Source organism: Microbacterium sp. CJ77, from assembly GCF_002911615.1.
Classification (GTDB): Bacteria; Actinomycetota; Actinomycetes; order Actinomycetales; family Microbacteriaceae; genus Microbacterium.
Genome location: NZ_PQBR01000025.1, coordinates 287,750 through 313,554 on the forward strand (window position 1 = coordinate 287,750; position 25,805 = coordinate 313,554).

Genomic DNA, 25,805 nt, shown 5'->3' on the forward strand with positions numbered 1-25,805 from the left:
CGGAGGGTCGACGTGAACCCGACAAGATCTCCGGATCGCGTCGGGCAGAGAACACGCTCGCTGTCACCGTGCAGCACCATCAAGGAGAAGAAGTGCCAACTATTCAGCAGTTGGTTCGCAAGGGACGGACGCCGAAGGTCGTTAAGACCAAGGCTCCCGCCCTGAAGGCGAACCCGCAGCAGCGCGGCGTCTGCACGCGCGTGTACACGACCACCCCCAAGAAGCCCAACTCGGCGATGCGCAAGGTCGCCCGTGTGAAGCTGTCGAACGGCACCGAGGTCACGGCGTACATCCCCGGCGAGGGACACAACCTGCAGGAGCACTCGATGGTGCTCGTGCGAGGCGGTCGTGTGAAGGACCTCCCCGGCGTGCGTTACAAGATCGTGCGTGGCGCTCTCGACACGCAGGCCGTCAAGAACCGTAAGCAGGCTCGTAGCCGCTACGGCGCGAAGAAGGGTTAAGCACCATGCCTCGTAAAGGCCCCGCCCCGAAGCGCCCCGTCGTCAACGACCCGGTATACGGCGCTCCGATCGTCACGCAGCTCGTGAACAAGATCCTCGTCGACGGCAAGAAGTCCCTCGCTGAGTCGATCGTCTACAACGCCCTCGCGGGCGTCGAGGCGAAGAACAGCCAGGACGCCGTCGCGACGCTCAAGAAGGCGCTCGACAACGTCCGTCCGACCCTCGAGGTCCGCAGCCGCCGCGTCGGTGGCTCGACCTACCAGGTCCCGGTCGAGGTCAAGCCGCACCGCGCCAACACCCTGGCGCTGCGCTGGCTCGTGAGCTACGCGAAGGGTCGTCGTGAGAAGACGATGACCGAGCGTCTGCAGAACGAAATCCTGGACGCCTCGAACGGCCTGGGTGCCGCGGTCAAGCGCCGCGAAGACACCCACAAGATGGCCGAGTCGAACCGCGCCTTCGCGCACTACCGCTGGTAACCCGCCGGCAGGTCCGGGGAGCGCGGCGATAGCCGAATGGTTCCCCGGACCTGCCGAAGGGTCCGCCCCCAGCACCTGGTCGCTCGGCCGAGCGACAAGCAGCCCGATCGACCGAGTCGAGAAGTAAGGACACCCCGTGGCACAAGACGTGCTCACCGACCTCACGAAGGTCCGCAACATCGGCATCATGGCCCACATCGATGCCGGCAAGACGACGACCACCGAGCGCATCCTGTTCTACACGGGCGTCAACCACAAGATCGGCGAGACGCACGACGGCGCCGCGACGACCGACTGGATGGAGCAGGAGCAAGAGCGTGGCATCACGATCACCTCCGCTGCCGTGACGTGCTTCTGGGAGAAGAACCAGATCAACATCATCGACACCCCCGGGCACGTCGACTTCACGGTCGAGGTGGAGCGTTCGCTCCGCGTGCTCGACGGTGCCGTCGCCGTCTTCGACGGCAAGGAGGGCGTCGAGCCCCAGTCCGAGACGGTGTGGCGTCAGGCCGACAAGTACGACGTTCCCCGCATCTGCTTCGTCAACAAGATGGACAAGCTGGGCGCGGACTTCTACTTCACGGTCGACACGATCATCAACCGTCTGAAGGCGAAGCCCCTCGTCATCCAGCTGCCAATCGGTGCCGAGAACGACTTCGTGGGCGTCATCGACCTCGTCTACATGCGCGCCCTGGTCTGGCCCGGCGATGCCAAGGGTGACGTGACCATGGGTGCCAAGTACGAGATCCAGGAGATCCCGGCCGACCTCGCAGACAAGGCCGCGGAGTACCGCGAGAAGCTGCTCGAGACCGTCGCCGAGTCCGACGAGGTTCTTCTGGAGAAGTACTTCGGTGGTGAGGAGCTCACGGTCGACGAGGTCAAGGGCGCCATCCGCAAGATGACGATCGCCTCCGAGGTCTACCCCGTGCTCTGCGGCTCGGCGTTCAAGAACCGCGGTGTGCAGCCGATGCTCGACGCGGTCGTGGACTACCTGCCCTCGCCCCTCGACGTCCCCGCCATCGAGGCGCGCGACCCGAAGGACGAAGAGAAGATCATCGAGCGTCACGCCGACAGCGAGGAGCCGTTCGCGGCCCTGGCGTTCAAGATCGTGACGCACCCGTTCTTCGGTCGCCTGACCTACATCCGCGTCTACTCGGGTCACCTCGACTCGGGTGCCCAGGTGGTCAACGCCACGAAGGGCAAGAAGGAGCGCATCGGGAAGATCTTCCAGATGCACGCCAACAAGGAGATGCCGGTCGACTCGGTCACCGCGGGTCACATCTACGCCGTCATCGGCCTCAAGGACACCACGACGGGCGACACGCTGTCGGATTCGCAGCACCAGGTCGTGCTCGAGTCGATGACGTTCCCCGAGCCGGTCATCGAGGTCGCGATCGAGCCGAAGACCAAGGCTGACCAGGAGAAGCTGGGCACCGCGATCCAGAAGCTCGCCGAAGAGGACCCGACGTTCCGCGTCGAGCAGAACGCCGAGACGGGCCAGACGGTCATCAAGGGCATGGGCGAGCTCCACCTCGACATCCTCGTCGACCGCATGAAGCGCGAGTTCAAGGTCGAGGCGAACGTCGGAAAGCCGCAGGTCGCGTACCGCGAGACGATCAAGAAGGCCGTCGAGCGTCACGATTACACGCACAAGAAGCAGACCGGTGGTTCGGGTCAGTTCGCCAAGATCCAGTTCGCGATCGAGCCGCTCGAGGTCACGGCCGAGACGACGTACGAGTTCGTGAACAAGGTCTCGGGTGGACGCATCCCGCGTGAGTACATCGCGCCGGTCGACCAGGGCTTCCAGGACGCCATGAACGTCGGCGTTCTCGCCGGCTACCCCATGGTGGGTGTCAAGGCGAGCCTGCTCGATGGTGCGTCACACGATGTCGACTCGTCGGAGATGGCGTTCAAGATCGCCGGCTCGATGGGCTTCAAGGAGGCCGTTCGCAAGGCGAACCCCGTCATCCTCGAACCGATCATGTCGGTCGAGGTGCGTACTCCCGAGGAGTACATGGGCGACGTCATCGGTGACCTCAACAGCCGCCGTGGACAGATCCAGTCGATGGAGGATGCCGCGGGCGTCAAGGTCGTGCGGGCGAACGTCCCGCTGTCCGAGATGTTCGGCTACATCGGTGACCTGCGCTCGAAGACTTCCGGTCGTGCCGTCTACTCCATGGAGTTCGACAGCTACGCCGAGGTACCGCGCGCGGTGGCCGACGAGATCGTCCAGAAGAACAAGGGCGAGTAGCTCGATTTCCGGCCCCTCGCCCGCCGGGGAATCGTCCTGAGCTTGTCGACGGGGCCGGTCCACAACTTCACACAGAATCACTTCAACTCTCTCTACTAAGCTGAGAACCAATCCCCGTAGAGAACCGGTCGCAATCCAGCGCCCGGAGGATCTACACGAATGTCCTAGGAGGACCCAGTGGCTAAGGCCAAGTTCGAGCGGACCAAGCCGCACGTGAACATCGGAACGATCGGTCACGTCGACCACGGCAAGACCACGCTCACCGCCGCAATCTCGAAGGTGCTCGCCGACAAGTACCCGTCGGCCACCAACGTGCAGCGTGACTTCGCGTCGATCGACTCCGCTCCCGAGGAGCGCCAGCGCGGCATCACGATCAACATCTCGCACGTCGAGTACGAGACCCCGAAGCGTCACTACGCGCACGTCGATGCACCGGGTCACGCCGACTACATCAAGAACATGATCACGGGTGCCGCCCAGATGGACGGCGCAATCCTCGTGGTCGCCGCGACCGACGGCCCGATGGCCCAGACGCGTGAGCACGTTCTGCTCGCCAAGCAGGTCGGCGTGCCGTACCTGATGGTCGCGCTCAACAAGTCGGACATGGTCGACGACGAAGAGATCCTGGAGCTCGTCGAGCTCGAGGTTCGCGAGCTGCTCTCGAGCCAGGACTTCGATGGCGACAACGCCCCGGTCGTTCGCGTCTCGGGCCTCAAGGCTCTCGAGGGCGACGAGAAGTGGGTCAACGCGATCGTCGAGCTCATGGAAGCCGTCGACGAGTCGATCCCCGACCCGGTGCGTGACAAGGACAAGCCGTTCCTCATGCCCGTCGAGGACGTCTTCACCATCACCGGCCGTGGCACCGTCGTGACGGGCCGCGCCGAGCGCGGTACCCTCGCGATCAACTCCGAGGTCGAGATCGTGGGTCTGCGCCCGACGCAGAAGACGATCGTCACCGGTATCGAGATGTTCCACAAGCAGCTCGACGAGGCCTGGGCCGGCGAGAACTGTGGTCTGCTCCTGCGCGGCACCAAGCGTGACGACGTCGAGCGCGGCCAGGTCATCGTGAAGCCGGGCTCGGTCACGCCCCACACCAACTTCGAGGGCACGGCGTACATCCTGTCCAAGGAGGAGGGTGGCCGTCACAACCCCTTCTACACGAACTACCGCCCGCAGTTCTACTTCCGCACCACCGACGTCACCGGCGTCATCTCGCTGCCCGAGGGCACCGAGATGGTCATGCCCGGTGACACCACCGACATGACGGTCGAGCTGATCCAGCCGATCGCCCTCGAGGATGGCCTCGGCTTCGCGATCCGTGAGGGTGGCCGCACCGTCGGCGCCGGAACGGTCACGAAGATCCTGAAGTAACACCTGCTTGCCAAGAAGTGCCCCTCGACCTCGGTCGGGGGGCACTTCTGCGTTTCGGCGGGCTGGATGTCGCGGCCGCGCCGGAGGAAGATGGATGACGGGTGCGCCCGCGTGGGCGCCAGAGGAGGACACCGTGGGCGTCGACGACATCGTCAATAAGGGCAAGCAGATGTTCGAGCAGAACCGCGACAAGATCGAACAGGCTCTCAAGAGCGAGAAGGCCGAGGACGTCAGCGACGAGTTCCTCGCGGGCGCCGCCGACGCGATCAAGAAGGTCGTTCCCGAAGAGCACCACGCGAAGGTCGACGAGACGCGCGACAACGTCGACAAGCACATCGGCAACCAGTAGCGCCGGCTCAGCCGTCTGGGGTGTCCCACTTCGCCCCGGAAATTTGTCGGGTTCGCGCGAGAGAGTGGGACGCGCCCCACACGCATGTCCCACTTTCCACCGTTACCCGGCGCGCTTACCGGCCCAAAGCGGGACACGGAGCCAACAAAGTGGGACATGGGTCGCGGAGTTCGGCGTGGTGGTCATGCGATCGGCCCGGCCATCTCCGCGCGACACGCCGTCGACGACACGCCCGAGTTTGCGACACGCCCGGGCGACACGTAGACTAGTCCAGTTCCACATTCCGGCGTGCCATATGGTGCGCGCAGGATCACTGCCAGGCAGTGCATAGTCCGCGCGGAAGCGCAGGACTAGGCCGCGGGCAGCAGAACAATCCACAGGCCCAGCCGCACATGCGCAGCCGCGAAAGCGGGATTCGCACGCGTGCGTGCGGGGCGGTGATCCGGATGCTCAGGCATCCGGTGTGACATCAGAACAGCGGTGCAGCAGAAAGTGCCAGAGGCGCGCAAGCGTCACATGCGTCCAATGCGTCCGGAGAGATCCGGGAACCGTACGACGCGATATAGAGAGTGAGCAGACAATGGCGGGACAAAAGATCCGCATTCGCCTGAAGTCGTATGACCACGAGGTCATCGACACGTCGGCGCGGAAGATCGTCGACACCGTGACCCGTGCGGGAGCAACCGTCGTGGGCCCCGTGCCCCTTCCGACGGAGAAGAACGTCATCGCAGTCATCCGTTCTCCCCACAAGTACAAGGACAGCCGCGAGCACTTCGAGATGCGCACCCACAAGCGTCTGATCGACATCATCGACCCGACGCCCAAGGCCGTCGACTCGCTGATGCGTCTCGACCTGCCGGCCGATGTCAACATCGAGATCAAGCTCTGAGGACGACATGGCTGACATCAACAACAAGATTTCGAAGGGACTGCTGGGCACCAAGCTCGGCATGACCCAGGTATGGAACGAGCAGGGCAAGCTCATCCCCGTCACGGTGATCGAGCTCGCACCCAACGTCGTCACCCAGATCCGCACGCCCGAGAAGGACGGTTACAACGCCGTCCAGATCGCGTACGGGCAGATCGACCCGCGCAAGGTGAACAAGCCCCAGACGGCTCACTTCGAGGCCGCGGGCGTCACTCCCCGTCGTCACCTCACCGAGATCCGCACCGCGGACGCCTCTGACTACTCACTCGGTCAGGAGCTCACCGCAGAGGGCACGTTCGAGGCCGGCCAGCTCGTCGACGTCGTCGGCACGAGCAAGGGCAAGGGCTTCGCCGGTGTCATGAAGCGTCACAACTTCAAGGGCGTCTCGGCATCGCACGGTTCGCACCGCAACCACCGCAAGCCCGGCTCGATCGGCGCCTCGTCGACCCCGAGCCGTGTCTTCAAGGGCATGCGCATGGCCGGCCGTATGGGCGGCGAGCGCGTGACCGTCATGAACCTCACGGTGCACGCCGTCGACGCCGAGAAGGGTCTGCTGCTCGTCAAGGGCGCCGTCCCCGGCGCGCGCGGCCGCATCGTCTACGTCCGCAACGCAGTGAAGGGGGCTTGAGCAGATGACTGACTCGACTCTCGCGCTCGACGTGCGGGGTACCGACGGCAAGAAGGCCGGTTCCGTGAACCTGCCCGCCGAGGTCTTCGACGTCAAGACGAACATTCCTCTCATCCACCAGGTCGTCGTCGCGCAGCGCGCGGCGGCTCGCCAGGGCACCCACTCGACCAAGCGTCGTGGCGAGGTCTCGGGCGCCGGCCGCAAGCCCTTCAAGCAGAAGGGCACGGGTAACGCCCGTCAGGGCTCGATCCGCGCGCCGCACATGACCGGTGGTGGCATCGTCCACGGGCCGAAGCCGCGCGACTACGCGCAGCGCACGCCCAAGAAGATGATCGCCGCAGCGCTCCGCGGAGCCCTCAGCGATCGTGCGCGCGGCAACCGCCTGCACGTCGTCGAGTCGCTCGGTGTCGCCGGCGCCCCGTCGACGAAGGCCGCGGCGACGTACCTCGCCACGGTCGCGCCGACCAAGAACGTCCTGGTCGTCATCGAGCGTGACGACGAGATCAGCATCAAGAGCATCCGCAACCTCGCGTATGTCCACGTGCTGACGTTCGACCAGCTCAACGCGTACGACGTGCTCGTCTCGGACGACATCGTCTTCACCAAGGCCGCCTTCGACGCGTTCGTCGCATCCAAGACGGTCTCCACCACGGAGGTCTCGGCATGAGCGCCCTGAACAGTGCCCTGAACAAGGACCCGCGCGACGTCATCCTGAAGCCGGTCGTCTCGGAGAAGAGCTACGGGCTCATCGACGAGGGCAAGTACACGTTCCTCGTGGACCCCCGCGCCGACAAGACCGAGATCAAGCTGGCCGTCGAGAAGATCTTCGGTGTGAAGGTCGCCTCGGTCAACACGATCAACCGCGTGGGCAAGGCCCGCCGCACCCGCTTCGGCACCGGCCGCCGCAAGGACACCAAGCGCGCCATCGTCACGCTGAAGTCGGGCACCATCGACATCTTCACGGCAGTCGGCTGACGGTCGGGATAGGGACGAGACACCATGGCAATTCGCAAGTACAAGCCCACGACCCCCGGTCGACGCGGCTCGTCGGTCTCCGACTTCGCCGAGATCACGCGCTCGACGCCGGAGAAGTCGCTGCTGCGCCCGCTCTCCAAGACGGGTGGCCGCAACAACCAGGGCCGCATCACCACGCGCCACATCGGTGGTGGACACAAGCGTCAGTACCGCGTCATCGACTTCCGTCGTCACGACAAGGACGGTATCGACGCGAAGGTCGCTCACATCGAGTACGACCCCAACCGCACGGCACGCATCGCGCTGCTGCACTACGCGGACGGCGAGAAGCGCTACATCATCGCTCCGAACAAGCTGTCGCAGGGTGACATCGTCGAGTCGGGTTCCGGCGCCGACATCAAGCCCGGCAACAACCTGCCGCTGCGTAACATCCCGACCGGTACGGTCATCCACGCCATCGAGCTCCGCCCCGGTGGCGGCGCGAAGATGGCCCGTTCGGCGGGCGTCTCCGTGCGTCTCGTGGCGAAGGATGGCCCGTACGCTCAGCTGCGTCTGCCCTCGGGCGAGATCCGCAACGTCGATGCGCGCTGCCGCGCGACGATCGGCGAGGTCGGCAACGCCGAGCAGTCGAACATCAACTGGGGCAAGGCCGGCCGCAACCGCTGGAAGGGCATCCGCCCGACCGTTCGTGGTGTCGCGATGAACCCCGTCGACCACCCGCACGGTGGTGGTGAGGGTAAGACGTCCGGTGGACGTCACCCGGTTTCGCCGTGGGGTCAGGCCGAAGGCCGCACCCGGCACGCCAACAAGGAGAGCGACAAGCTCATCGTCCGCCGCCGCACGGCCGGCAAGAAGCGCAAGTAGGTAGGAACAGAAGATGCCACGCAGTCTCAAGAAGGGCCCCTTCGTCGACGAGCACCTGCTTCGCAAGGTTGTCGTCCAGAACGATTCGGGTTCCAAGAACGTCATCAAGACCTGGTCACGCCGGTCGATGATCGTGCCGGCCATGCTCGGCCACACGATTGCCGTCCACGACGGTCGCAAGCACATCCCCGTGTTCGTGACCGAGACCATGGTCGGCCACAAGTTGGGCGAATTCGCCCCGACCCGCACCTTCCGCGGCCACGAGAAGGACGACAAGAAGGGCCGTCGCCGCTGAGGCGGCGACAGAGGAGAGAGAAATGGTGGAGTCCATCGCACGCGTGCGACACATCCGCGTGACCCCTCAGAAGGCTCGTCGTGTCATCGCACTCATCAAGGGGAAGCAGGCCGAAGAGGCCCTCGCGATCCTGAAGTTCGCGCCGCAGTCGGCGTCGGAGCCCGTATCGAAGCTCGTCGCCTCGGCGATGGCCAACGCGCGGGTCAAGGCGGACAAGGACGGCGAGTTCCTCGACGACCGCGACCTGTACGTCGCGAACGTCTACGTCGACGAGGGCACGACGCTCAAGCGTTTCCGCCCCCGCGCACAGGGCCGCGCATTCCAGATCAAGAAGCGCACGAGCCACATCACGGTCGTGCTCGCGACGCCCGTGGCCGCTGACGCCCCGGCGTCCGCCAAGACCAAGAAGGCGAGCAAGTAATGGGACAGAAAGTCAACCCGTACGGCTTCCGCCTCGGGATCACCACGGACCACGTGTCCCGTTGGTTCTCGGACTCGACCAAGGTCGGCCAGCGTTACGCCGACTACGTCGCCGAGGACATCCGGATCCGTAAGCTCCTGCAGGTCTCGCTCGACCGTGCCGGCGTCAGCCGCATCGAGATCGAGCGCACCCGCGACCGCGTCCGCGTCGACATCCACACCGCCCGCCCGGGCATCGTGATCGGTCGTCGTGGTGCTGAGGCCGAGCGCATCCGCACCGACCTCGAGAAGCTCACGGGCAAGCAGATCCAGCTGAACATCCTCGAGGTCAAGAACCCCGAGGCCGACGCTCAGCTGGTCGCCCAGGGCATCGCCGAGCAGCTCACGGGTCGTGTGGCGTTCCGCCGCGCGATGCGCAAGGGTCTCCAGGGCGCGCAGCGCGCCGGAGCCAAGGGCGTCCGTATCCAGGTCTCGGGTCGCCTCGGCGGCGCGGAGATGAGCCGTTCGGAGTTCTACCGCGAGGGTCGCGTACCCCTGCACACGCTCCGCGCCAACATCGACTACGGCTTCTACGAGGCCAAGACGACGTTCGGCCGCATCGGCGTGAAGGTCTGGATCTACAAGGGTGACCTCACCAACAAGGAGCTCGCTCGCGAGCAGGCCAACGCCCCCAAGGCGCCCCGTGGCCGCGATGACCGTGGTGGCGACCGTCGCCGTGGTCCGCGCAACGACGCCCCCGTCGCAGAAGGAGCGTCTGCCTGATGCTTATTCCCCGCAAGGTCAAGTACCGCAAGCAGCACCACCCCGGCCGTTCGGGTCAGGCCACCGGAGGCACCGAGGTTTCCTTCGGTGAGTTCGGCATCCAGGCCCTCACGCCCGCTTACGTGACGAACCGTCAGATCGAGTCCGCTCGTATCGCGATGACCCGTCACATCAAGCGTGGTGGAAAGGTCTGGATCAACATCTACCCGGACCGTCCGCTCACCAAGAAGCCGGCCGAAACCCGAATGGGTTCCGGTAAGGGTTCGCCGGAGTGGTGGGTTGCCAACGTCAAGCCGGGTCGCGTCCTCTTCGAGGTCGCCGGCGTCAGCGAGGAGCTCGCCCGCGAGGCACTGACCCGTGCCATCCACAAGCTGCCCCTGAAGGCACGCATCATCAAGCGCGAGGAAGGCGACGCGTAATGGCTATCGGTACCAAGGAGCTCAGCCCGTCTGAGCTCGACACGATGGAAGACCACCGCCTCGTCGAGGAGCTGCGCAAGGCCAAGGAAGAGCTGTTCAACCTGCGCTTCCAGTCGGCCACCGGCCAGCTCGAGAGCCACGGCCGCATCCGCGCCGTCAAGCGCGACATCGCGCGGCTCTACACCGTCATCCGTGAGCGCGAGCTCGGCATCCGTGCCACGCCCGCACCCGCTGAGGTAGCGACGAAGGCCAAGAAGACGAAGGCGAAGAAGACCGAGGATGCCTCGGCCGGCGCCGAAGGAGAGGCTGAGTAATGGCCACCGAGAAGGCAACTGAGACCAAGGCTGCCAAGCCTGCCGCCAAGAAGGCACCCGCCAAGGCCGCCGCACCGAAGGCCGCTCAGGCCGAGGTCGTGGAGCCCGCGGCTGCCGTCCAGGCATCGGGACACGAGTCGTCCGCACACGACGTGCGCGACGCCGCGGCCCGTGGTTACCGCAAGTCGCGTCGTGGCTACGTCACGAGCGACCGCATGGACAAGACGATCGTCGTCGAGGTCGAAGACCGCGTGAAGCACCCGCTTTACGGCAAGGTCATCCGCCGCACGTCGAAGGTCAAGGTCCACGACGAGGCGAACTCCGCCGGAATCGGCGACCTGGTCGTCATCAACGAGACCCGCCCGCTCAGCGCCACCAAGCGCTGGCGCCTGGTCGAGATCCTCGAGAAGGCCAAGTAGGCCCTCGGCCCACTTGGAACCCAAGGAGTAAGAAGTGATTCAGCAGGAATCCCGCGTCAAGGTCGCCGATAACACCGGTGCCAAGGTGCTGCTCACCATTCGTGTGCTCGGCGGCTCGAAGCGCCGCTACGCCGGACTCGGTGACACGATCGTGGCGACCGTCAAGGACGCCATCCCGGGCGGAAACGTCAAGAAGGGCGATGTCGTCAAGGCGGTCATCGTCCGTACCGTCAAGGAGACCCGTCGTCCCGACGGCTCCTACATCAAGTTCGACGAGAACGCCGCCGTCATCCTGAAGGCCGACGGGGAGCCCCGCGGCACCCGCATCTTCGGGCCGGTCGGCCGCGAGCTTCGTGACCGCAAGTTCATGAAGATCGTCTCGCTCGCACCGGAGGTGATCTGATCATGGCCAACATCAAAAAGGGTGATCTCGTACAGGTCATCACGGGCGCCAAGCCCGAGCGTGGCGGAGACCGCGGTAAGCAGGGCAAGGTCCTCGAGGTGCTGACCGAGCGCAATCGTGTGATCGTGGAGGGCGTCAACTACGTCACCAAGCACACGCGCGTCGGCCAGACCCAGCGCGGCACCAAGACCGGTGGTCTCGAGACCCTCGAAGCCCCCATCCACATCTCCAACGTCGCCCTCGTCGACCCCGAGACGAAGAAGCCGACCCGCGTCGGTCACCGCGTCGAGGAGCGGACGAAGGATGGCGTGAAGCGCACCGTGCGCGTCCGCTACGCGAAGAAGTCAGGTAAGGACCTCTGATGAGCACCCCCACTGCCGTGGAGGCTGGCAAGATCCAGCCCCGCCTGAAGCAGAAGTACCGCGCCGAGATCCAGCAGAAGCTGCAGGAAGAGTTCGGGTACGCCAACGTCAACCAGATCCCCGGTCTGGTCAAGGTCGTCGTGAACACCGGTGTCGGCGAAGCCGCGCGTGACAGCAAGGTGATGGACGGTGCGGTCGACGACCTCACCCGCATCACCGGCCAGAAGCCGCTCGTGACGAAGGCCCGCAAGTCGATCGCCCAGTTCAAGCTGCGCGAGGGTCAGCCCATCGGCGCCCACGTCACGTTGCGTGGCGACCGCGCCTGGGAGTTCATCGACCGTCTCGTGACGCTCGCCCTGCCCCGTATCCGCGACTTCCGGGGCCTGTCGCCCAAGCAGTTCGACGGAAACGGCAACTACACGTTCGGTCTCCAGGAGCAGTCCGTGTTCCACGAGATCGATCAGGATCGGATCGACCGCGTCCGTGGTTTCGACATCACCGTCGTCACCACCGCGAAGTCGGATGACGAGGGTCGCGCATTCCTGCGTCACCTCGGCTTCCCGTTCCGCGCCGAGGCGTAATACTCCACACCACCACCACAGGTCGTCTGCCTTGCACAGGCATCCGAAACCTGGTGAACGAAGGAAACAAGCACATGACAATGACAGACCCGGTCGCAGACATGCTGACCCGGCTGCGCAACGCGAACTCGGCACACCACGATTCCGTGAGCCTGCCGAGCTCCAAGCTCAAGTCGCACATCGCCGAGATCCTCAAGCGCGAGGGTTACATCGCGGAGTGGGAGATCGAGGACGCCCGCGTGGGCCAGACGCTCACCATGACGCTGAAGTACGGTCCGAACCGCGAGCGCTCCATCGCGGGCATCAAGCGCGTTTCGAAGCCCGGACTGCGTGTCTACGCGAAGTCGACCGAGATCCCGCGCGTTCTCGGTGGCCTGGGCGTCGCCATCCTGTCCACCTCCTCCGGTCTTCTCACCGACCGTCAGGCCGAGCAGAAGGGCGTGGGTGGGGAAGTCCTCGCCTACGTGTGGTGATCGCAGATGTCACGTATTGGAAGACTGCCCATCGACATTCCCTCGGGCGTCACCGTCACGGTGACCGGTCGGGATGTCGCGGTCAAGGGACCCAAGGGTGAACTCGGCCTGACCATCGCCCGCCCGATCGAGGTCGTGGTGGAAGAGAACCAGGTCGTCGTGACGCGCCCCGACGACGAGCGCGAGTCGCGTTCGCTCCACGGGCTCACCCGTACCCTGATCGCCAACAACATCGTCGGTGTCACGACCGGCTACACCAAGGGGCTCGAGGTCGTCGGCACGGGTTACCGCGTCGCGCAGAAGGGCGGCTCGGTCGAGTTCGCTCTCGGCTTTTCGCACCCCGTCCTGGTCGACCCGCCCGCGGGCATCACATTCACGGTCGAGGGCAACAACAAGGTCACCGTCAGCGGGATCGACAAGCAGGCCGTCGGCGAAGCCGCGGCCAACATCCGCAAGATTCGCAAGCCCGAGCCCTACAAGGGCAAGGGTGTGCGTTACGCCGGCGAGGTCGTGCGTCGCAAGGCCGGAAAGAGTGGTAAGTAACCATGGCTGTCAAGTCAAAGTCAGACGCCCGTTCGCGTCGCCACGCCCGCCTTCGCAAGAAGGTCGTGGGCACCGAGTTGCGCCCGCGCCTCGTCGTGACCCGCTCCGCACGCCACGTGTTCGTCCAGGTCGTCGATGACGCCAAGGGCCACACCGTCGCGTCGGCATCCACCCTCGAAGCGGACCTTCGTTCGTTCGACGGTGACAAGACCGCCAAGGCGCGCAAGGTCGGCGAACTCGTCGCCGAGCGTGCGAAGGCTGCCGGCATCGAGGATGTCGTGTTCGACCGTGGCGGCAACCGCTACGCCGGCCGCGTCGCTGCGATCGCCGACGGCGCCCGCGAAGGGGGACTGAACCTGTGAGTGACAACAAGGAGACCGAAGTGGCAGCGACTGCCGAGCAGGCCGCGCCCGAGGCGACGGCTGCTGCAACCGAGGCGCCGGCCGAGCGTGAGCGCGAGCCGCGTCGCGGTGGCCGCGAGCGCAACGCCAACCAGCGTGACCGCGGTTCGCGTGATGCCGACAAGAGCCAGTTCCTGGAGCGCGTCGTCACCATCAACCGCGTGTCGAAGGTCGTCAAGGGTGGTCGTCGCTTCAGCTTCACCGCTCTCGTGATCGTCGGAGACGGCAACGGACTCGTCGGCGTTGGATACGGCAAGGCGCGCGAGGTGCCGCTGGCCATCTCCAAGGGTGTCGAAGAGGCGAAGCGGAACTTCTTCCGCGTTCCCCGCGTCGACAAGACGATCCCGCACCCCGTGCAGGGTGAGGCAGCAGCGGGCGTCGTCCTGCTCCGCCCCGCCGCCGCCGGTACCGGTGTTATCGCGGGCGGTCCCGTCCGCGCCGTACTCGAGTGCGCCGGCATCCACGATGTCCTGTCGAAGTCGCTCGGCTCGTCGAACACGATCAACATCGTGCACGCGACGGTCGCCGCGCTGAAGCAGCTCGAGGAGCCGCGCGCCGTCGCCGCACGTCGTGGCCTGGACTTCGATCAGGTCGCCCCCGCGCGCCTGGTTCGTGCCGAGGCCGACGCCGCTGCGGCAGCAAAGGCAGGTGCATGATGGCTGCACGACTGAAGGTCACGCAGATCAAGTCCAAGGTGAGTGAGAAGCAGTACCAGCGCGACACGCTGCGTAGCCTCGGCCTCAAGCGGATCGGCGACTCGGTCGTCCGTCCCGACGACGCCCAGAACCGTGGTTATGTCAACACGGTTGCTCACCTCGTGAAGGTTGAGGAGATCGACTAATGGCTGACAAGGACAACACGGCCGAGGCCGCAGAGCCCCAGAAGGCTGCGGCCGCCAAGAAGGCGCCCGCCGCCAAGGCTGCACCGAAGGCTGCCAAGGCTCCGGCCGAGAAGCCTGCTGCTGAGAAGGCGCCCGCAAAGGCTCCGGCCAAGGCATCCGCTGCCAAGGCTTCGGCTTCCGCCGACGCCCCGAAGGCTGCGACGGCCAAGGCCCCCGCGAAGAAGACGCCCGTCCAGGACGACGCTCCGGCGTCGCGCCCCGGCGTGTTGAAGGTCCACCACCTTCGTCCCGTCCCGGGAGCCAACAAGCCGAAGACCCGTGTGGGTCGCGGTGAAGGCTCGAAGGGCAAGACGGCCGGTCGTGGCACGAAGGGCACCAAGGCCCGCAACACCGTGCGCGTCGGCTTCGAGGGTGGGCAGATGCCTCTGCACATGCGTACCCCGAAGCTGCGCGGGTTCAAGAACCCGTTCCGCGTCGAGTACCAGGTCGTCAACCTCGAGAAGCTCGCGGAGCTCTACCCGAAGGGTGGCGACGTCACCGTCGCCGACCTCGTGGCCAAGGGCGCCGTTCGCAAGAACGAGAAGGTCAAGGTGCTGGGTGACGGCGACATCGGCGTCAAGCTCACCGTGACCGTCGACAAGGTCTCCGGCTCGGCCGAGCAGAAGATCGTCGCGGCCGGCGGTAGCGTCAAGTAGTTCGGACGAACTGTTCTCAAACAGGGGGTCGGAGGCATCCTCCGGCCCCCTGTTTCCGTTCCCGGGACACATCACTCGTCGTAGCGGATCTCGGGCATGGGCCGCTCGCGGTGACAGCCTGGGCTAACCTAATGTTTGGCCCGCCCGCGGGCATCTCCCTTCCCTTCAGGAGGATCCTTCTTGTTCAGCGCTATCGCGCGCATCTTCCGGACACCCGACCTGCGCCGGAAGATCGCCTTCACCTTGGGCATCATCGTGCTCTATCGGCTGGGTGCTCATGTGCCGACGCCGTTCGTCGACTTCGCGAACGTGCAGTCCTGCATCGGGCAGAACCAGGGCATGGAGGGCCTCCTCTCCCTCGTCAACCTGTTCTCGGGCGGCGCCCTGCTGCAGTTGTCGATCTTCGCGCTGGGCGTCATGCCCTACATCACCGCGACGATCATCACGCAGCTGCTGCGCGTCGTCATCCCGCACTTCGAGACCCTCTACAAAGAGGGCCAGGCCGGACAGGCGCGTCTGACGCAGTACACGCGCTACCTGACCATCGCGCTCGCGCTGCTGCAGTCGACGACGCTCGTCACGGTTGCGCGCAGCGGCCAGCTCTTCGGCAACACGGGTGTTGCCGCCTGTGACAACCTGCTGACGAACGTCGCGTGGTGGGCCCAGCTGCTCATGATCATCACGATGACCGCCGGTACCGGCCTGATCATGTGGTTCGCCGAGCTCGTCACCGAGCGCGGTGTGGGCAATGGCATGTCCCTCCTGATCTTCACCTCGATCGCCGCGACGTTCCCTGCCGCCATGTGGTCGATCTGGCAGGCACGTGGCTTCGAGACCTTCCTTCTCGTTCTCGCTGTCGGCATCGTGGTGGTAGCGCTGGTGGTGTTCGTCGAACAGTCGCAGCGGCGTATCCCGGTGCAGTATGCGAAGCGGATGGTGGGGCGTCGAACGTACGGCGGCACCAACACCTACATCCCGATCAAGGTCAACATGGCCGGTGTGGTGCCGGTCATCTTCGCCTCGTCGCTGCTGTACATCCCGGCGCTGCTCGCGCAGTTCAACCAGCCGGCCGCAGGTCAAGAGCCCGCGGCCTGGGTCGTCTGGATCTCGCAGAACCTCACCACGGGGGACCACCCGCTCTACATGGCGGTGTACTTCTTCCTGATCATCGGCTTCACGTACTTCTACGTCGCCATCACGTTCAACCCCGTCGAGGTCGCCGACAACATGAAGCGCTACGGCGGCTTCATCCCCGGCATCCGCGCGGGTCGGCCGACGGCCGAGTATCTGGACTACGTCCTCACCCGCATCACGCTTCCCGGCTCGATCTACCTCGGTCTGATCGCGCTGCTCCCGCTCATCGCGCTAGCCACGGTCGGCGCAAACCAGAACTTCCCGTTCGGCGGCGCATCGATCCTGATCATCGTCGGGGTCGGTCTCGAGACGGTGAAGCAGATCGACGCGCAGCTGCAGCAGCGCCACTACGAAGGGCTGCTCCGATGACCACCACCCGCCTGCTGATCGTCGGACCGCAGGGATCCGGCAAGGGTACGCAGGGCGTCCGGATCGCGGAGGCCTACGACATCCCCGTCGTGTCGACGGGAGACGTCTTCCGGGCGAACATCAAGGACGGTACGGAGCTCGGTCAGCGTGTGCAGCAGATCGTGGAACAGGGTCGCCTCGTTCCCGACGAGTTGACGAGCGAGATCGTGCGCGATCGCCTGGCGCAGCCCGATGCGGCGGCCGGATTCCTGTTGGACGGCTATCCGCGAAACCTCGGCCAGGTCGCGCATCTCGACGACTTCCTCGCCAGCCGCGACGAGTCCCTCGACGCCGTGATCGAACTGCGCGTTCCGCGGACCGAGAGCATCGCGCGTCTCGGACTGCGCGCCGCGCAGGAGGGTCGTTCGGATGACACCGACGACGTCATCGCGCACCGCCTCGACATCTACGAGAACGAAACGGCACCGATCCTCGACGTTTACGGCGAGCGGGGCATCGTCGCGACGATCGACGGTGTCGGAACGCTCGACGAGATCACCGGCCGCATCTTCGCCGCGCTCGAGGCCCGCGGGCTCGTTCGCCGCAACGCCTGACGTGTCGCTGCGGCGCTCGATCTACAAGACCCCCGCGCAGTTGCGGGCGATGGTGCAACCCGGGCTCATCACGGCGCGTGCCCTGGACGCCGTGCGCGAGCTCGTCGTCCCCGGGGTGACGACGCTCGAACTGGATGCGGAGGCATCCCGCGTCATCACGGCGGCCGGCGCGAAGTCGAACTTCCAGATGGTGCGCGGCTACCGGCACACGATCTGCACGTCGGTCAACGGGCAGGTCGTGCACGGTATCCCGGGCGATCGCGTTGTGGAGGCCGGAGACATCTTGTCGGTGGATGCGGGCGCCGAATACCAGGGATGGAACGGCGATTCCGCGTTCACGATCGTTCTGCCCGATCCCTCACGCCCCGAGCTCGTCGCCGCACGTGAGGAGCTCTCTCGGGTGACCGAGGGGTCGCTCTGGGCGGGGATCGCCGCCCTCGCGTCGGCACGGCATGTGAACGAGGTCGGAGCCGCGATTCAGGACTACGTGGATGCGCAGGGGGATTACGGCATCCTCGCCGACTACGTCGGGCACGGCATCGGGCGGAAGATGCACGAGTCGCCGTCGGTTTTCAACTACCGCGTGAGCGACGCAGGCCCCGCGGTTCGACCGGGTCTGGTGCTCGCGATCGAGCCCATGGTGGTCGCGGGTTCGCCCGAGACGCTCGTCGAGGACGACGACTGGACGGTGTCGACGGTTGACGGTTCAGCCGGCTCACACTGGGAACATAGCGTCGCCGTGCATGATGGGGGCATCTGGGTGCTGACGGCACCCGACGGCGGGGCCGCGGGCCTGGCCGCGTTCGGGATCGAACCTCGGCCGATCGGCTGAGGCGGAAGTAGGAGCACGCAATGATGGCCACTGCTGGCAAGCGCACGAACTGGTTCGCGATCTGGGTGAGCGTCGCCGTGGTCGCGGTCGTCGTGGTGGCGGGTGTCGCCGTCGTTCTCATCAACAACGCGGCGTCGGACCCCGGCCCGGCGCCCGAGGCCGCCATCGTCAACACCGAGACCGGTGCGATCTCGGTCGGGGACGGTCCGGACGTCGTCGCGACCTACATCGACTTCATGTGCCCGATCTGCAAGCAGTTCGAGGGGGTCTACGGCGAGACGCTCAACAAGCTCGTCGCCGACGGGTCGATCACGCTCGAGTACCACCCCGTCGCGATCCTGGACAGCAGGTCGCAGGGCACCGCGTTCTCGACGCGCGCGGCGAACGCGCTGTACTGCGTCGCGGTCACGACGCCCCAGGCGGTCACGCCGTTCGTCACCGCCATGTACGCGAAACAGCCCGCCGAGGGCACGCCGGGACTCACGGACGACGAGATCATCTCGATTGCGACGGATGCCGGGGCGGGGGACATCGCGTCGTGCGTCACCGACCGCACCTACGGTGGCTTCGTCACGACGCAGACGAAGACGATCCCCCGGAACTCCCAGGGCCAAGCCGGCACCCCCACCGCCACATTCAACGGCGAGCGGATCGATCTGACCGGTGATCCGCAGGTTGATATCGTCAACCGCCTGCGCTGACGGCTGCGGCGTCCGTGCCCGGTTCGCCGGAGGCGTAGCGCAGCGTGCCGCAAGCATTTGCCTCGGGCATCCGTCTCGGATACCATAGATCCTTGGTGCCTTGCGCCGTCTATCGGCGTGTCTCACGACCTCGCTCTCGGGCGAGTCGTCGCACCGAAATCCCACCCACCGCAGACCGACCGGTCTGCCCAGCGTTAGCGAGTGTATGGCCAAGAAAGACGGTGTCATCGAGATCGAGGGCGTGATCTCCGAGGCGCTTCCCAACGCGATGTTCCGCGTTGAGCTGAGCAACGGACACAAGGTCCTGGCCACGATCTCGGGCAAGATGCGGCAGAACTACATCCGCATCATTCCCGAAGACCGCGTCGTCGTGGAGCTGAGCCCCTACGACCTCACGCGCGGTCGCATCGTCTACCGCTATCGCTAGACCGGTCGAGAAGTAACGGCCTGTTTCGGCAGGCTCAGCAACCGTGCTGAGCCGGTCGCAGGTACGAAGACAGCGAACAGGAAACATCATGAAGGTCAACCCCAGCGTCAAGCCCATTTGCGATCACTGCAAGATCATCCGCCGTCACGGCGTGGTCATGGTGATCTGCAAGAGCAACCCGCGCCACAAGCAGCGCCAGGGCTGAGACGCTCCCGCTCTTTCTGCAAGAACAGCAACACAGCACACAACTGAACACATACGGCAGTTTCAGAACCCCGTCCCGAGAAGTCAGGGCGGGGGGACACCCCGGGCGGAGGCCCGGGCACCGATTCTGCTCCACACCTCCACACACCTCCTAGGAGAGCCGCATGGCACGTCTTGCTGGCGTCGACATCCCGCGCGATAAGCGCGTGGTCATCGCCCTGACCTACATCTACGGCATCGGCCGTACCCGTTCCGTCGAGATCCTGAACGCCCTCGAGATCGACCCCGACGTCCGCGTCAAGGACCTCGCGGACGAACAGCTCGTTCAGCTGCGTGACCACATCGAGGCCACGTACAAGGTTGAGGGTGACCTTCGCCGCGAGGTCGCCTCCGACATCCGCCGCAAGGTCGAGATCGGGTCCTATCAGGGGATCCGCCACCGTCGTGGCCTGCCCGTCCACGGACAGCGCACCAAGACGAACGCCCGTACGCGCAAGGGCCCCAAGCGCACCGTCGCCGGCAAGAAGAAGGCGGGCCGTAAGTAGTCCTCGCGGGCTCAGGCACCGGCTCCCAGGTTTAGGAGAACAACGCAATGGCACAGGCCAAGACCGCCGTACGCAAGCCGCGGCGCAAAGAGAAGAAGAACATCGCGCTGGGTCACGCCCACATCAAGTCGACGTTCAACAACACGATCGTTTCGATCACCGACCCCTCGGGTGCAGTCATCAGCTGGGCCTCGTCGGGCGGCGTGGGCTTCAAGGGCTCGCGCAAGTCGACCCCGTACGCGGCCGGTATGGCCGCCGAGTCGGCCGCTCGCCAGGCTCAGGAGCACGGAGTGAAGAAGGTCGACGTCTTCGTCAAGGGACCCGGTTCCGGACGCGAGACGGCGATCCGTTCGCTCACGGCCGCGGGCCTCGAGGTCGGTTCGATCCAGGACGTCACGCCGCAGGCACACAACGGCTGCCGTCCCCCCAAGCGCCGCCGCGTCTGATCCCCGAGCCGGGGCGCCTCGTGCGCTCCGGCTATCGGTCGTCGCGCCGTCTCACTGATTTGCGGATGCCTGGACGTGCGCTCTATGCGCGGGTACGAGCATCCCCCGAGAAAAACTCAACAACCTCACCCATGCAAGTGTCATATAGCGGGCACTTAGCCGAAAGGAACACACAGTGCTCATCGCACAGCGTCCCACTCTGACCGAGGAAAAGATCGCGGAGTTCCGCAGCCGCTTCATCATCGAGCCGCTCGAGCCCGGATTCGGATACACGATCGGCAATGCGCTCCGTCGTAGCCTGCTCTCGTCGATCCCCGGTGCAGCCGTCACGAGCATCCGCATCGATGGCGTCCTCCACGAGTTCACCACGATCCCCGGTGTCAAGGAAGATGTCACCGAGATCATCCTGAACATCAAGCAGCTCGTCGTTTCGTCCGAGCGCGATGAGCCCATCACGGCTTACCTGCGCAAGACGGGTGCCGGCCAGGTCACGGCCGCCGACATCTCCGCTCCCGCGGGCGTCGAGATCCACAACCCCGAGCTTGTCATCGCGACGCTCAACGACACCGCGAAGTTCGAGCTCGAGCTGACGATCGAGCGTGGCCGTGGCTACGTGTCGGCGACGCAGAACCGCAACGAGTACGCCGAGGCCGGTCAGGTTCCGATCGACTCGATCTACTCGCCGGTCCTCAAGGTCAGCTACCGGGTCGACGCGACGCGTGCCGGTGAGCGCACCGACTTCGACAAGCTCGTGCTGGACGTCGAGACCAAGTCCTCGATCGCCCCGCGTGACGCGGTCGCCTCGGCCGGTCGCACGCTGACCGAGCTGTTCGGCCTCGCCCGCGAACTGAACGTCGAGGCCGAGGGCATCGAGATCGGCCCCGCGCCGGTCGAGACCGTTCTCTCGAACGAGCTGTCGATGCCGATCGAAGACCTCGATCTGTCCGTCCGTTCGTACAACTGCCTCAAGCGCGAGGGCATCAACACGGTCAGCGAGCTCGTTGCGCTCTCCGAGACCCAGCTGATGAACATTCGCAACTTCGGTCAGAAGTCGGTCGATGAGGTGCGCGACAAGCTCATCTCGCTCGGCCTGTCGCTCAAGGATTCCGTGCCCGGCTTCGACGGCGCGCACTTCTACGGCGGCTACGACGACGAGACCGTCTGACCGCGGACCCCGACCCGATTCATCCTGGAGTAGATACTCATGCCCAAGCCCACGAAGGGTCCCCGCCTCGGCGGCGGTCCTGCCCACGAGCGCCTGCTGCTTGCGAACCTCGCCGCGGCCCTCTTCACGCACAAGTCGATTCAGACGACCGAGACCAAGGCCAAGCGCCTCCGTCCCCTCGCTGAGCGCCTGATCACGTTCGCGAAGCGCGGTGACCTGCACGCGCGTCGTCGCGTGCTGGGCATCATCGGCGATCGCGAGGTCGTGCACGTGCTGTTCACCGAGATCGCCCCGCTGGTCGCGGAGCGCGAGGGTGGCTACACGCGCATCGTCAAGATCGGCAACCGCAAGGGCGACAACGCCCCCATGGCCGTCATCGAGCTCGTGCTCGAGCCGGTGACGCCGAAGGTCAAGTCGTCGAAGAAGTCGGATGCCGCGGCCCCCGCTGCGACGCCTGCCGCTGTCGAAGAGGCGCCCGCCGACGAGACTCCGGTCGCCGTCGAAGACGCCGATGTTGAGGTGTCGGACACCGACGCCGAGGCCCCGGCCGGTGCCGCGGAGGCTGCCGCCGAGGACGCCGAAGCGAAGTAGTACTCGTATGCCGTCATGAGGCCCGCGCCCCTCCGGGGGTGCGGGCCTCATGCTGTGTGCGGCGCGTCGCGGCGCGGATTTCATCTGCACCCGCATCCAGTGCAACACTTAGCGCTGGAGGGATCTCTGTGATCAATTTTGACTTGGAGAACGCGGTAACGCTGTCACATCGCTCGATTTCGGCGCGTTCCGACGTCCGTCGTCGTGCGCTTCGCGCACTCGCCGCGATGGCGATGGTCTCGGCGCTCGCTTTGACGGGGTGCTCGGGGGGCTTGCCGTGGGATCAGCCATCCGCATCCGCCGGGGCATCCGGTACCACCGTGCCCGCACCGGTCCCCAATGACCTGTCGAGCGGCTCGACCGCACGCACCCTCTCGGCCGGTGCCGTGGGGGTCTCGATCAACTACTGGTCCACGCTCAACATGGCCGACTGGACCTCCGGCGCGCTCAAGCCTGTCAGCATCAGCCTGATCACGAGCGTCACCCCGAACGATGGCCAGAAGGTCTACCTGCAGCGCGCGACGATGGTGGCCGTTCCGGGAACGCTCGACACGACTTTTGACCCGCTCGCACCCCAGAACGACCAGTCCACCGTTGCCCCCGGGTATCTTGTTCTCGACCCCTACAGCTACTCGCAGACCTTCAACGTCGGCCCGGTGCCGGCAGAGGCGACGCTCGTCACCCTCCAGTTCACCTACGACTTCCTCGTCCAGACGACGCCGACATCCACCGAGTACGCCAAACAGAGCGCGTCCGACACCCTGACCGTCGCAATCGTCCCGCAGCCCACGGAGTAGTAACATTCGCGAGTAAGACCCTTTTCCCCAGGTGCCGCACCTGTCAGTCTTCGACAGATCCTGCGGTGCCGCCAAGGCCGCACTGAGCATCCCCTGAGTCAGTGCGGACACAATCGAACAACAGTCACCCGTATTTATTCCCCCGGCGTCCGCGCCGAAACACGAGGTCCCCATGTCGATGCCCCCGCCCGCCGGACAGAAGGTCATGCCCTACTCGCGTCCTTCCTCCGCGCGCCCCGCTCCCGAGCCCGAAGCCGTCGAGCCCGATAACGCATTCCCGCAGGATTTCGCCGCGTCCTTGCAGGACCTGAACACGCAGCGCGCGACGATCGGATGCGTGATCCCGGCCTATAACGAAGAGGAGTCGATCGCCGGAGTGCTGCAGGGTCTGCTCGAGCAGTCGCGCGTACCCGACGTGATCCACCTGGTCGTCAACAACTCGAACGACAAGACGGTCGCGATCGCCTCCGAGTTCGCGGGTCCGCACGAGATCACGACCGAGCTGGGTGAGCAGTTCACCGAGGTCTTCGTCCATGACATCGGCAAGAACCCCGACAAGAAGGTCGGCGCGCTCAATTACGGGTTCGCGCTGGTGGAGGGCTACGACTTCCTTCTCGGTGTGGACGGCGACACGATCGCCGACCGTCGTGCGGTCGAGTTTCTCGAGACCGAGATCACGAGCGACACGCGCATCGGGGGCATCTCGGCGATCTACTCGATCGATGACCACCCGTTCCGCGGGCTCGCGCGCTTCCTGATCACGGGCCAGCGCTCGCAGTTCGCGGCGTTCAACCTCCACAACCTGCTGCGTGGACGCAACATGGCCGTCCTCGGCGGACAATTCTCGATCTTCTCCACGCGGGCGCTGCGCGATGTCATGCGCGAGAACCACCAGCAGACTCCGTGGGTGAAGGACAGCGAGGTCGAGGACTCACTCCTCTCGCTGCAGATCAAGAGTGCCGGATATCTCACCAAGATCAGCCCCTATGCCCGCGCCGACGTGGGTGGCATGACGACGCTGCGCGGCCTCGACGCCCAACAGGTCAAGTGGAACTACGGTGCCATCGAGCTGATGTGGCCCGGGCAGCGCGGCGACACGAAGGGGCAGCCGTTCCACCCGAACCTGCGCGTGCGCTGGCTCGAACAGTTCAGCATGCTCGTGAACCTCTTCGTGCGCGTGGGTTTCGTGACGCTGCTGGCCGGTTCGCTGTCGATCAACGCGTTCATCTTCTCGGCGTTCTGGCTCATCCCGATCGCGATGGCCATGCTGCTGAACCTGCGGATGGCTCTGTCGATGAAGAACCGGGACCGGCACGACGTGCTCTTCGCCGCGCTGATCGTTCCGGCCGAGCTCTACATGTGGATCAGAATCGGGCACTTCCTGCGGTCGTGGACACGCTTCCTGTCCCGTAAGAAGGTCGACAACTGGGCCATGCAGGCCAAAGCGGAGCGCGGCGCGGGTATTGGCCACTGGACGCCGATGTTCATCGCTATCGGTGTCGTGGCCGCGGTGGCGATCTCGTGGCAGCTGATCCCGATCACGCTGCAGTCCGGGATCCTCGCGGTCGGCTGGCCCGTGCTGGGCGTGATCACCGTGCTGCAGACGCTGAGCATGTTCATGCGGCTCATGCGCCGTCAGCACGGCTTCAAGGTCTGACGCACCGACCGCGGTAGTGCCGAGCCGAAACCGTCGAGGCTAGTTGTCGACCTCGGGCGTCATCCGGTAGCCCACGTCGCGCACGGCTTCGAGGTACATCGGAATCGGCGAGTCCATCTCGCCGAGCTTGCGTCGCAGGCTGTCGACATGGGCCTGCACGGCTCGCTTGTCGGCGTCGCCGACGTAGTACGACGTGACGTAGGACTCGCCGCGCAGAACCAGTGTGAGGTCCGCTTTGCTCCGGATGCGGCGCCGGGACGACATGATCGTCAGCAACAGCTCGAACTCGGTTTCGGTGAGGTCGATCGGCTGGCTTCCGACCTCGACCCGGCGTGACTCGGGTTCGAGATACAGGTCGCGATGGCGCATCCAGCCGATGTGCGGGTCGCGGCGCTCGAGCTCCGAGCCGGGTCCATCGATCTCGCCCACGATGACGTCATCGTATGCCGGGTCCAGATGGTCGTACTCAGCGCGCGGGATCACCCGCATGGCTGGGACCGGCTCCTCGGCCCTCTCCCACTCGCTCGGGTGGGGCTGACGCGGGGGCGGCGCCTGCTCGTATAGGCGCGTGCGCGGCGGCCCGCGATAGATCGGGGGTTCGACAGGCGGAGGAGCGACGGGCGGAGCAGGGGCCTGGACGGGGATGCTCGAGGTGTTGATGCGGGGGAAAGACGGCCCGGCGCTCTCTTGCTGACGCGGAGTGGGCGTCACGGGCGCTTCGGTGCGCGCGGGTCTGCGCAGGAAGGCATCGATTCGTGCCCGGAACTCGCGCGGGCGGAACGGCTTGACGATGTAGTCGTCGGCGCCGGCGCCGAGTCCTTGAATGACATCGGACTCTTCGGCCATGGCGCTGACCATGATGATGAAGGTCGGGCTACCACCCGCGCGGATGCGGCGGGCAGCTTCGAATCCGTCGATGCCGGGCATGCTCACGTCGAGCGTGGTGATGAGGGGCTTGTACGCCAGCGCAGCGCGCACGCCGTCCAGTCCGTTGCCCACCGAGACGACGGAGAAGCCTGCGGACTCGAAAACGCTCGCGATCAGGTGTCGGACGTCGGGGTCGTCCTCGACGATGACAGCGGTACGCAGCTCATCGGCATCGGCCATGCGGGC

At 65.6% G+C, this 25,805-nt stretch carries 38 protein-coding genes; 37 read left to right on the top strand and 1 reads right to left on the bottom strand.

Going from position 1 to position 25,805, the window contains the following annotated elements; all coding sequences use genetic code 11:
* The first annotated feature begins 92 nt into the window (after positions 1–92).
* The 37 genes from rpsL (at position 93) to C2868_RS16250 (ending at position 24,692) form a co-directional block, all read left to right on the top strand.
* Positions 93–461, top strand: coding sequence for a 30S ribosomal protein S12 (gene rpsL / locus C2868_RS16070; RefSeq protein ID WP_036299939.1), 369 nt, complete (start codon positions 93–95; stop codon positions 459–461).
* Positions 462–466: 5 nt separating this feature from the next.
* Complete coding sequence (rpsG, locus tag C2868_RS16075) at positions 467–937, top strand: 30S ribosomal protein S7 (protein ID WP_100809897.1); 471 nt, start codon at positions 467–469, stop codon at positions 935–937.
* Positions 938–1,073: 136 nt separating this feature from the next.
* Complete coding sequence (gene fusA / locus C2868_RS16080; protein ID WP_100809898.1) at positions 1,074–3,188, top strand: elongation factor G; 2,115 nt, start codon at positions 1,074–1,076, stop codon at positions 3,186–3,188.
* 177 nt (positions 3,189–3,365) lie between these two features.
* The gene (gene tuf / locus C2868_RS16085; protein WP_100809899.1) at positions 3,366–4,559 is read left to right on the top strand and encodes an elongation factor Tu; all 1,194 of its coding nucleotides are present in this window, start codon (positions 3,366–3,368) and stop codon (positions 4,557–4,559) included.
* Between the two features lie 94 nt (positions 4,560–4,653).
* Positions 4,654–4,908 carry a hypothetical protein gene (locus C2868_RS16090; protein ID WP_308455405.1) on the top strand — a complete coding sequence of 85 codons (255 nt, stop codon included), beginning with the start codon at positions 4,654–4,656 and terminating at the stop codon, positions 4,906–4,908.
* Positions 4,909–5,488: 580 nt separating this feature from the next.
* A complete protein-coding gene (gene rpsJ, locus C2868_RS16095) occupies positions 5,489–5,797 on the top strand; it encodes a 30S ribosomal protein S10 (RefSeq protein ID WP_092547990.1) in 309 nt (102 codons plus the stop codon).
* A 7-nt stretch (positions 5,798–5,804) separates the two neighbouring features.
* A complete protein-coding gene (rplC, locus tag C2868_RS16100) occupies positions 5,805–6,464 on the top strand; it encodes a 50S ribosomal protein L3 (protein WP_100809900.1) in 660 nt (219 codons plus the stop codon).
* Positions 6,465–6,468: 4 nt separating this feature from the next.
* Positions 6,469–7,131, top strand: a complete 663-nt coding sequence (gene rplD / locus C2868_RS16105) for a 50S ribosomal protein L4 (RefSeq protein WP_100809901.1) — start codon at positions 6,469–6,471, stop codon at positions 7,129–7,131.
* Positions 7,128–7,439 carry a 50S ribosomal protein L23 gene (gene rplW, locus C2868_RS16110; RefSeq protein ID WP_100809902.1) on the top strand — a complete coding sequence of 104 codons (312 nt, stop codon included), beginning with the start codon at positions 7,128–7,130 and terminating at the stop codon, positions 7,437–7,439. The genes rplD and rplW overlap by 4 nt, the downstream gene beginning before the upstream one ends.
* Positions 7,440–7,463: 24 nt before the next feature.
* The gene (gene rplB / locus C2868_RS16115; RefSeq protein ID WP_036299955.1) at positions 7,464–8,303 is read left to right on the top strand and encodes a 50S ribosomal protein L2; all 840 of its coding nucleotides are present in this window, start codon (positions 7,464–7,466) and stop codon (positions 8,301–8,303) included.
* Positions 8,304–8,316: 13 nt separating this feature from the next.
* Entirely contained in the window at positions 8,317–8,598 is a 282-nt protein-coding gene (gene rpsS / locus C2868_RS16120) for a 30S ribosomal protein S19 (protein ID WP_100809903.1), read from the top strand.
* A gap of 22 nt (positions 8,599–8,620) precedes the next feature.
* Positions 8,621–9,019, top strand: coding sequence for a 50S ribosomal protein L22 (gene rplV, locus C2868_RS16125; RefSeq protein WP_036299959.1), 399 nt, complete (start codon positions 8,621–8,623; stop codon positions 9,017–9,019).
* Positions 9,019–9,780 carry a 30S ribosomal protein S3 gene (rpsC, locus tag C2868_RS16130; protein WP_036299961.1) on the top strand — a complete coding sequence of 254 codons (762 nt, stop codon included), beginning with the start codon at positions 9,019–9,021 and terminating at the stop codon, positions 9,778–9,780. The genes rplV and rpsC overlap by 1 nt, the downstream gene beginning before the upstream one ends.
* Positions 9,780–10,199 (top strand): 50S ribosomal protein L16, encoded by a 420-nt coding sequence (gene rplP, locus C2868_RS16135; RefSeq protein WP_100809904.1) that lies wholly within the window; start codon positions 9,780–9,782, stop codon positions 10,197–10,199. The genes rpsC and rplP overlap by 1 nt, the downstream gene beginning before the upstream one ends.
* Entirely contained in the window at positions 10,199–10,513 is a 315-nt protein-coding gene (gene rpmC / locus C2868_RS16140; protein ID WP_100809905.1) for a 50S ribosomal protein L29, read from the top strand. Before rplP ends, rpmC begins: the two co-directional genes overlap by 1 nt.
* Positions 10,514–10,665: 152 nt before the next feature.
* Positions 10,666–10,932 (top strand): 30S ribosomal protein S17, encoded by a 267-nt coding sequence (gene rpsQ, locus C2868_RS16145; RefSeq protein ID WP_036300008.1) that lies wholly within the window; start codon positions 10,666–10,668, stop codon positions 10,930–10,932.
* Between the two features lie 34 nt (positions 10,933–10,966).
* Positions 10,967–11,335, top strand: a complete 369-nt coding sequence (gene rplN, locus C2868_RS16150; protein WP_103663558.1) for a 50S ribosomal protein L14 — start codon at positions 10,967–10,969, stop codon at positions 11,333–11,335.
* Between the two features lie 2 nt (positions 11,336–11,337).
* Positions 11,338–11,697 (top strand): 50S ribosomal protein L24, encoded by a 360-nt coding sequence (rplX, locus tag C2868_RS16155; RefSeq protein WP_100809906.1) that lies wholly within the window; start codon positions 11,338–11,340, stop codon positions 11,695–11,697.
* Positions 11,697–12,278: a 50S ribosomal protein L5 gene (gene rplE / locus C2868_RS16160; RefSeq protein WP_103663559.1), complete on the top strand. Its 582-nt coding sequence runs from the start codon at positions 11,697–11,699 to the stop codon at positions 12,276–12,278. The genes rplX and rplE overlap by 1 nt, the downstream gene beginning before the upstream one ends.
* Before the next feature lie 74 nt (positions 12,279–12,352).
* Positions 12,353–12,751, top strand: a complete 399-nt coding sequence (rpsH, locus tag C2868_RS16165; protein WP_103663582.1) for a 30S ribosomal protein S8 — start codon at positions 12,353–12,355, stop codon at positions 12,749–12,751.
* A 6-nt stretch (positions 12,752–12,757) separates the two neighbouring features.
* A complete protein-coding gene (gene rplF / locus C2868_RS16170) occupies positions 12,758–13,294 on the top strand; it encodes a 50S ribosomal protein L6 (RefSeq protein ID WP_103663560.1) in 537 nt (178 codons plus the stop codon).
* Between the two features lie 2 nt (positions 13,295–13,296).
* Positions 13,297–13,656 (top strand): 50S ribosomal protein L18, encoded by a 360-nt coding sequence (gene rplR / locus C2868_RS16175; RefSeq protein WP_103663561.1) that lies wholly within the window; start codon positions 13,297–13,299, stop codon positions 13,654–13,656.
* The gene (rpsE, locus tag C2868_RS16180) at positions 13,653–14,351 is read left to right on the top strand and encodes a 30S ribosomal protein S5 (RefSeq protein ID WP_374935791.1); all 699 of its coding nucleotides are present in this window, start codon (positions 13,653–13,655) and stop codon (positions 14,349–14,351) included. The genes rplR and rpsE overlap by 4 nt, the downstream gene beginning before the upstream one ends.
* On the top strand, positions 14,351–14,536 hold the full coding sequence (rpmD, locus tag C2868_RS16185; RefSeq protein ID WP_036299980.1) for a 50S ribosomal protein L30: 186 nt from the start codon (positions 14,351–14,353) through the stop codon (positions 14,534–14,536). Before rpsE ends, rpmD begins: the two co-directional genes overlap by 1 nt.
* On the top strand, positions 14,536–15,231 hold the full coding sequence (rplO, locus tag C2868_RS17600; protein ID WP_100809908.1) for a 50S ribosomal protein L15: 696 nt from the start codon (positions 14,536–14,538) through the stop codon (positions 15,229–15,231). Before rpmD ends, rplO begins: the two co-directional genes overlap by 1 nt.
* Before the next feature lie 180 nt (positions 15,232–15,411).
* On the top strand, positions 15,412–16,734 hold the full coding sequence (gene secY, locus C2868_RS16195; protein WP_100809909.1) for a preprotein translocase subunit SecY: 1,323 nt from the start codon (positions 15,412–15,414) through the stop codon (positions 16,732–16,734).
* Positions 16,731–17,327, top strand: a complete 597-nt coding sequence (locus C2868_RS16200; protein WP_100809910.1) for an adenylate kinase — start codon at positions 16,731–16,733, stop codon at positions 17,325–17,327. The genes secY and C2868_RS16200 overlap by 4 nt, the downstream gene beginning before the upstream one ends.
* A 1-nt stretch (position 17,328) precedes the next feature.
* On the top strand, positions 17,329–18,159 hold the full coding sequence (map, locus tag C2868_RS16205) for a type I methionyl aminopeptidase (protein ID WP_100809911.1): 831 nt from the start codon (positions 17,329–17,331) through the stop codon (positions 18,157–18,159).
* 20 nt (positions 18,160–18,179) lie between these two features.
* On the top strand, positions 18,180–18,860 hold the full coding sequence (locus C2868_RS16210) for a thioredoxin domain-containing protein (protein WP_232711104.1): 681 nt from the start codon (positions 18,180–18,182) through the stop codon (positions 18,858–18,860).
* 205 nt (positions 18,861–19,065) lie between these two features.
* A complete protein-coding gene (gene infA, locus C2868_RS16215) occupies positions 19,066–19,287 on the top strand; it encodes a translation initiation factor IF-1 (RefSeq protein ID WP_017201569.1) in 222 nt (73 codons plus the stop codon).
* A gap of 88 nt (positions 19,288–19,375) precedes the next feature.
* Positions 19,376–19,492 carry a 50S ribosomal protein L36 gene (gene rpmJ, locus C2868_RS16220; protein ID WP_036299987.1) on the top strand — a complete coding sequence of 39 codons (117 nt, stop codon included), beginning with the start codon at positions 19,376–19,378 and terminating at the stop codon, positions 19,490–19,492.
* Between the two features lie 163 nt (positions 19,493–19,655).
* Positions 19,656–20,036, top strand: coding sequence for a 30S ribosomal protein S13 (gene rpsM, locus C2868_RS16225; protein WP_100809912.1), 381 nt, complete (start codon positions 19,656–19,658; stop codon positions 20,034–20,036).
* A gap of 47 nt (positions 20,037–20,083) precedes the next feature.
* Positions 20,084–20,482: a 30S ribosomal protein S11 gene (gene rpsK / locus C2868_RS16230; protein WP_036299990.1), complete on the top strand. Its 399-nt coding sequence runs from the start codon at positions 20,084–20,086 to the stop codon at positions 20,480–20,482.
* A gap of 175 nt (positions 20,483–20,657) precedes the next feature.
* Positions 20,658–21,647: a DNA-directed RNA polymerase subunit alpha gene (locus C2868_RS16235; RefSeq protein WP_100809913.1), complete on the top strand. Its 990-nt coding sequence runs from the start codon at positions 20,658–20,660 to the stop codon at positions 21,645–21,647.
* A 39-nt stretch (positions 21,648–21,686) separates the two neighbouring features.
* A complete protein-coding gene (gene rplQ / locus C2868_RS16240) occupies positions 21,687–22,238 on the top strand; it encodes a 50S ribosomal protein L17 (RefSeq protein ID WP_100809914.1) in 552 nt (183 codons plus the stop codon).
* Between the two features lie 128 nt (positions 22,239–22,366).
* Positions 22,367–23,035, top strand: a complete 669-nt coding sequence (locus C2868_RS16245; protein ID WP_258034467.1) for a hypothetical protein — start codon at positions 22,367–22,369, stop codon at positions 23,033–23,035.
* 172 nt (positions 23,036–23,207) lie between these two features.
* Positions 23,208–24,692 carry a glycosyltransferase family 2 protein gene (locus C2868_RS16250; RefSeq protein ID WP_181003493.1) on the top strand — a complete coding sequence of 495 codons (1,485 nt, stop codon included), beginning with the start codon at positions 23,208–23,210 and terminating at the stop codon, positions 24,690–24,692.
* 39 nt (positions 24,693–24,731) lie between these two features.
* Here C2868_RS16250 and C2868_RS16255 read toward each other — a convergent pair whose 3' ends face one another.
* Positions 24,732–25,799, bottom strand: a complete 1,068-nt coding sequence (locus tag C2868_RS16255; protein WP_100810084.1) for a response regulator transcription factor — start codon at positions 25,797–25,799, stop codon at positions 24,732–24,734.
* Between the last annotated feature and the right edge of the window lie 6 nt (positions 25,800–25,805).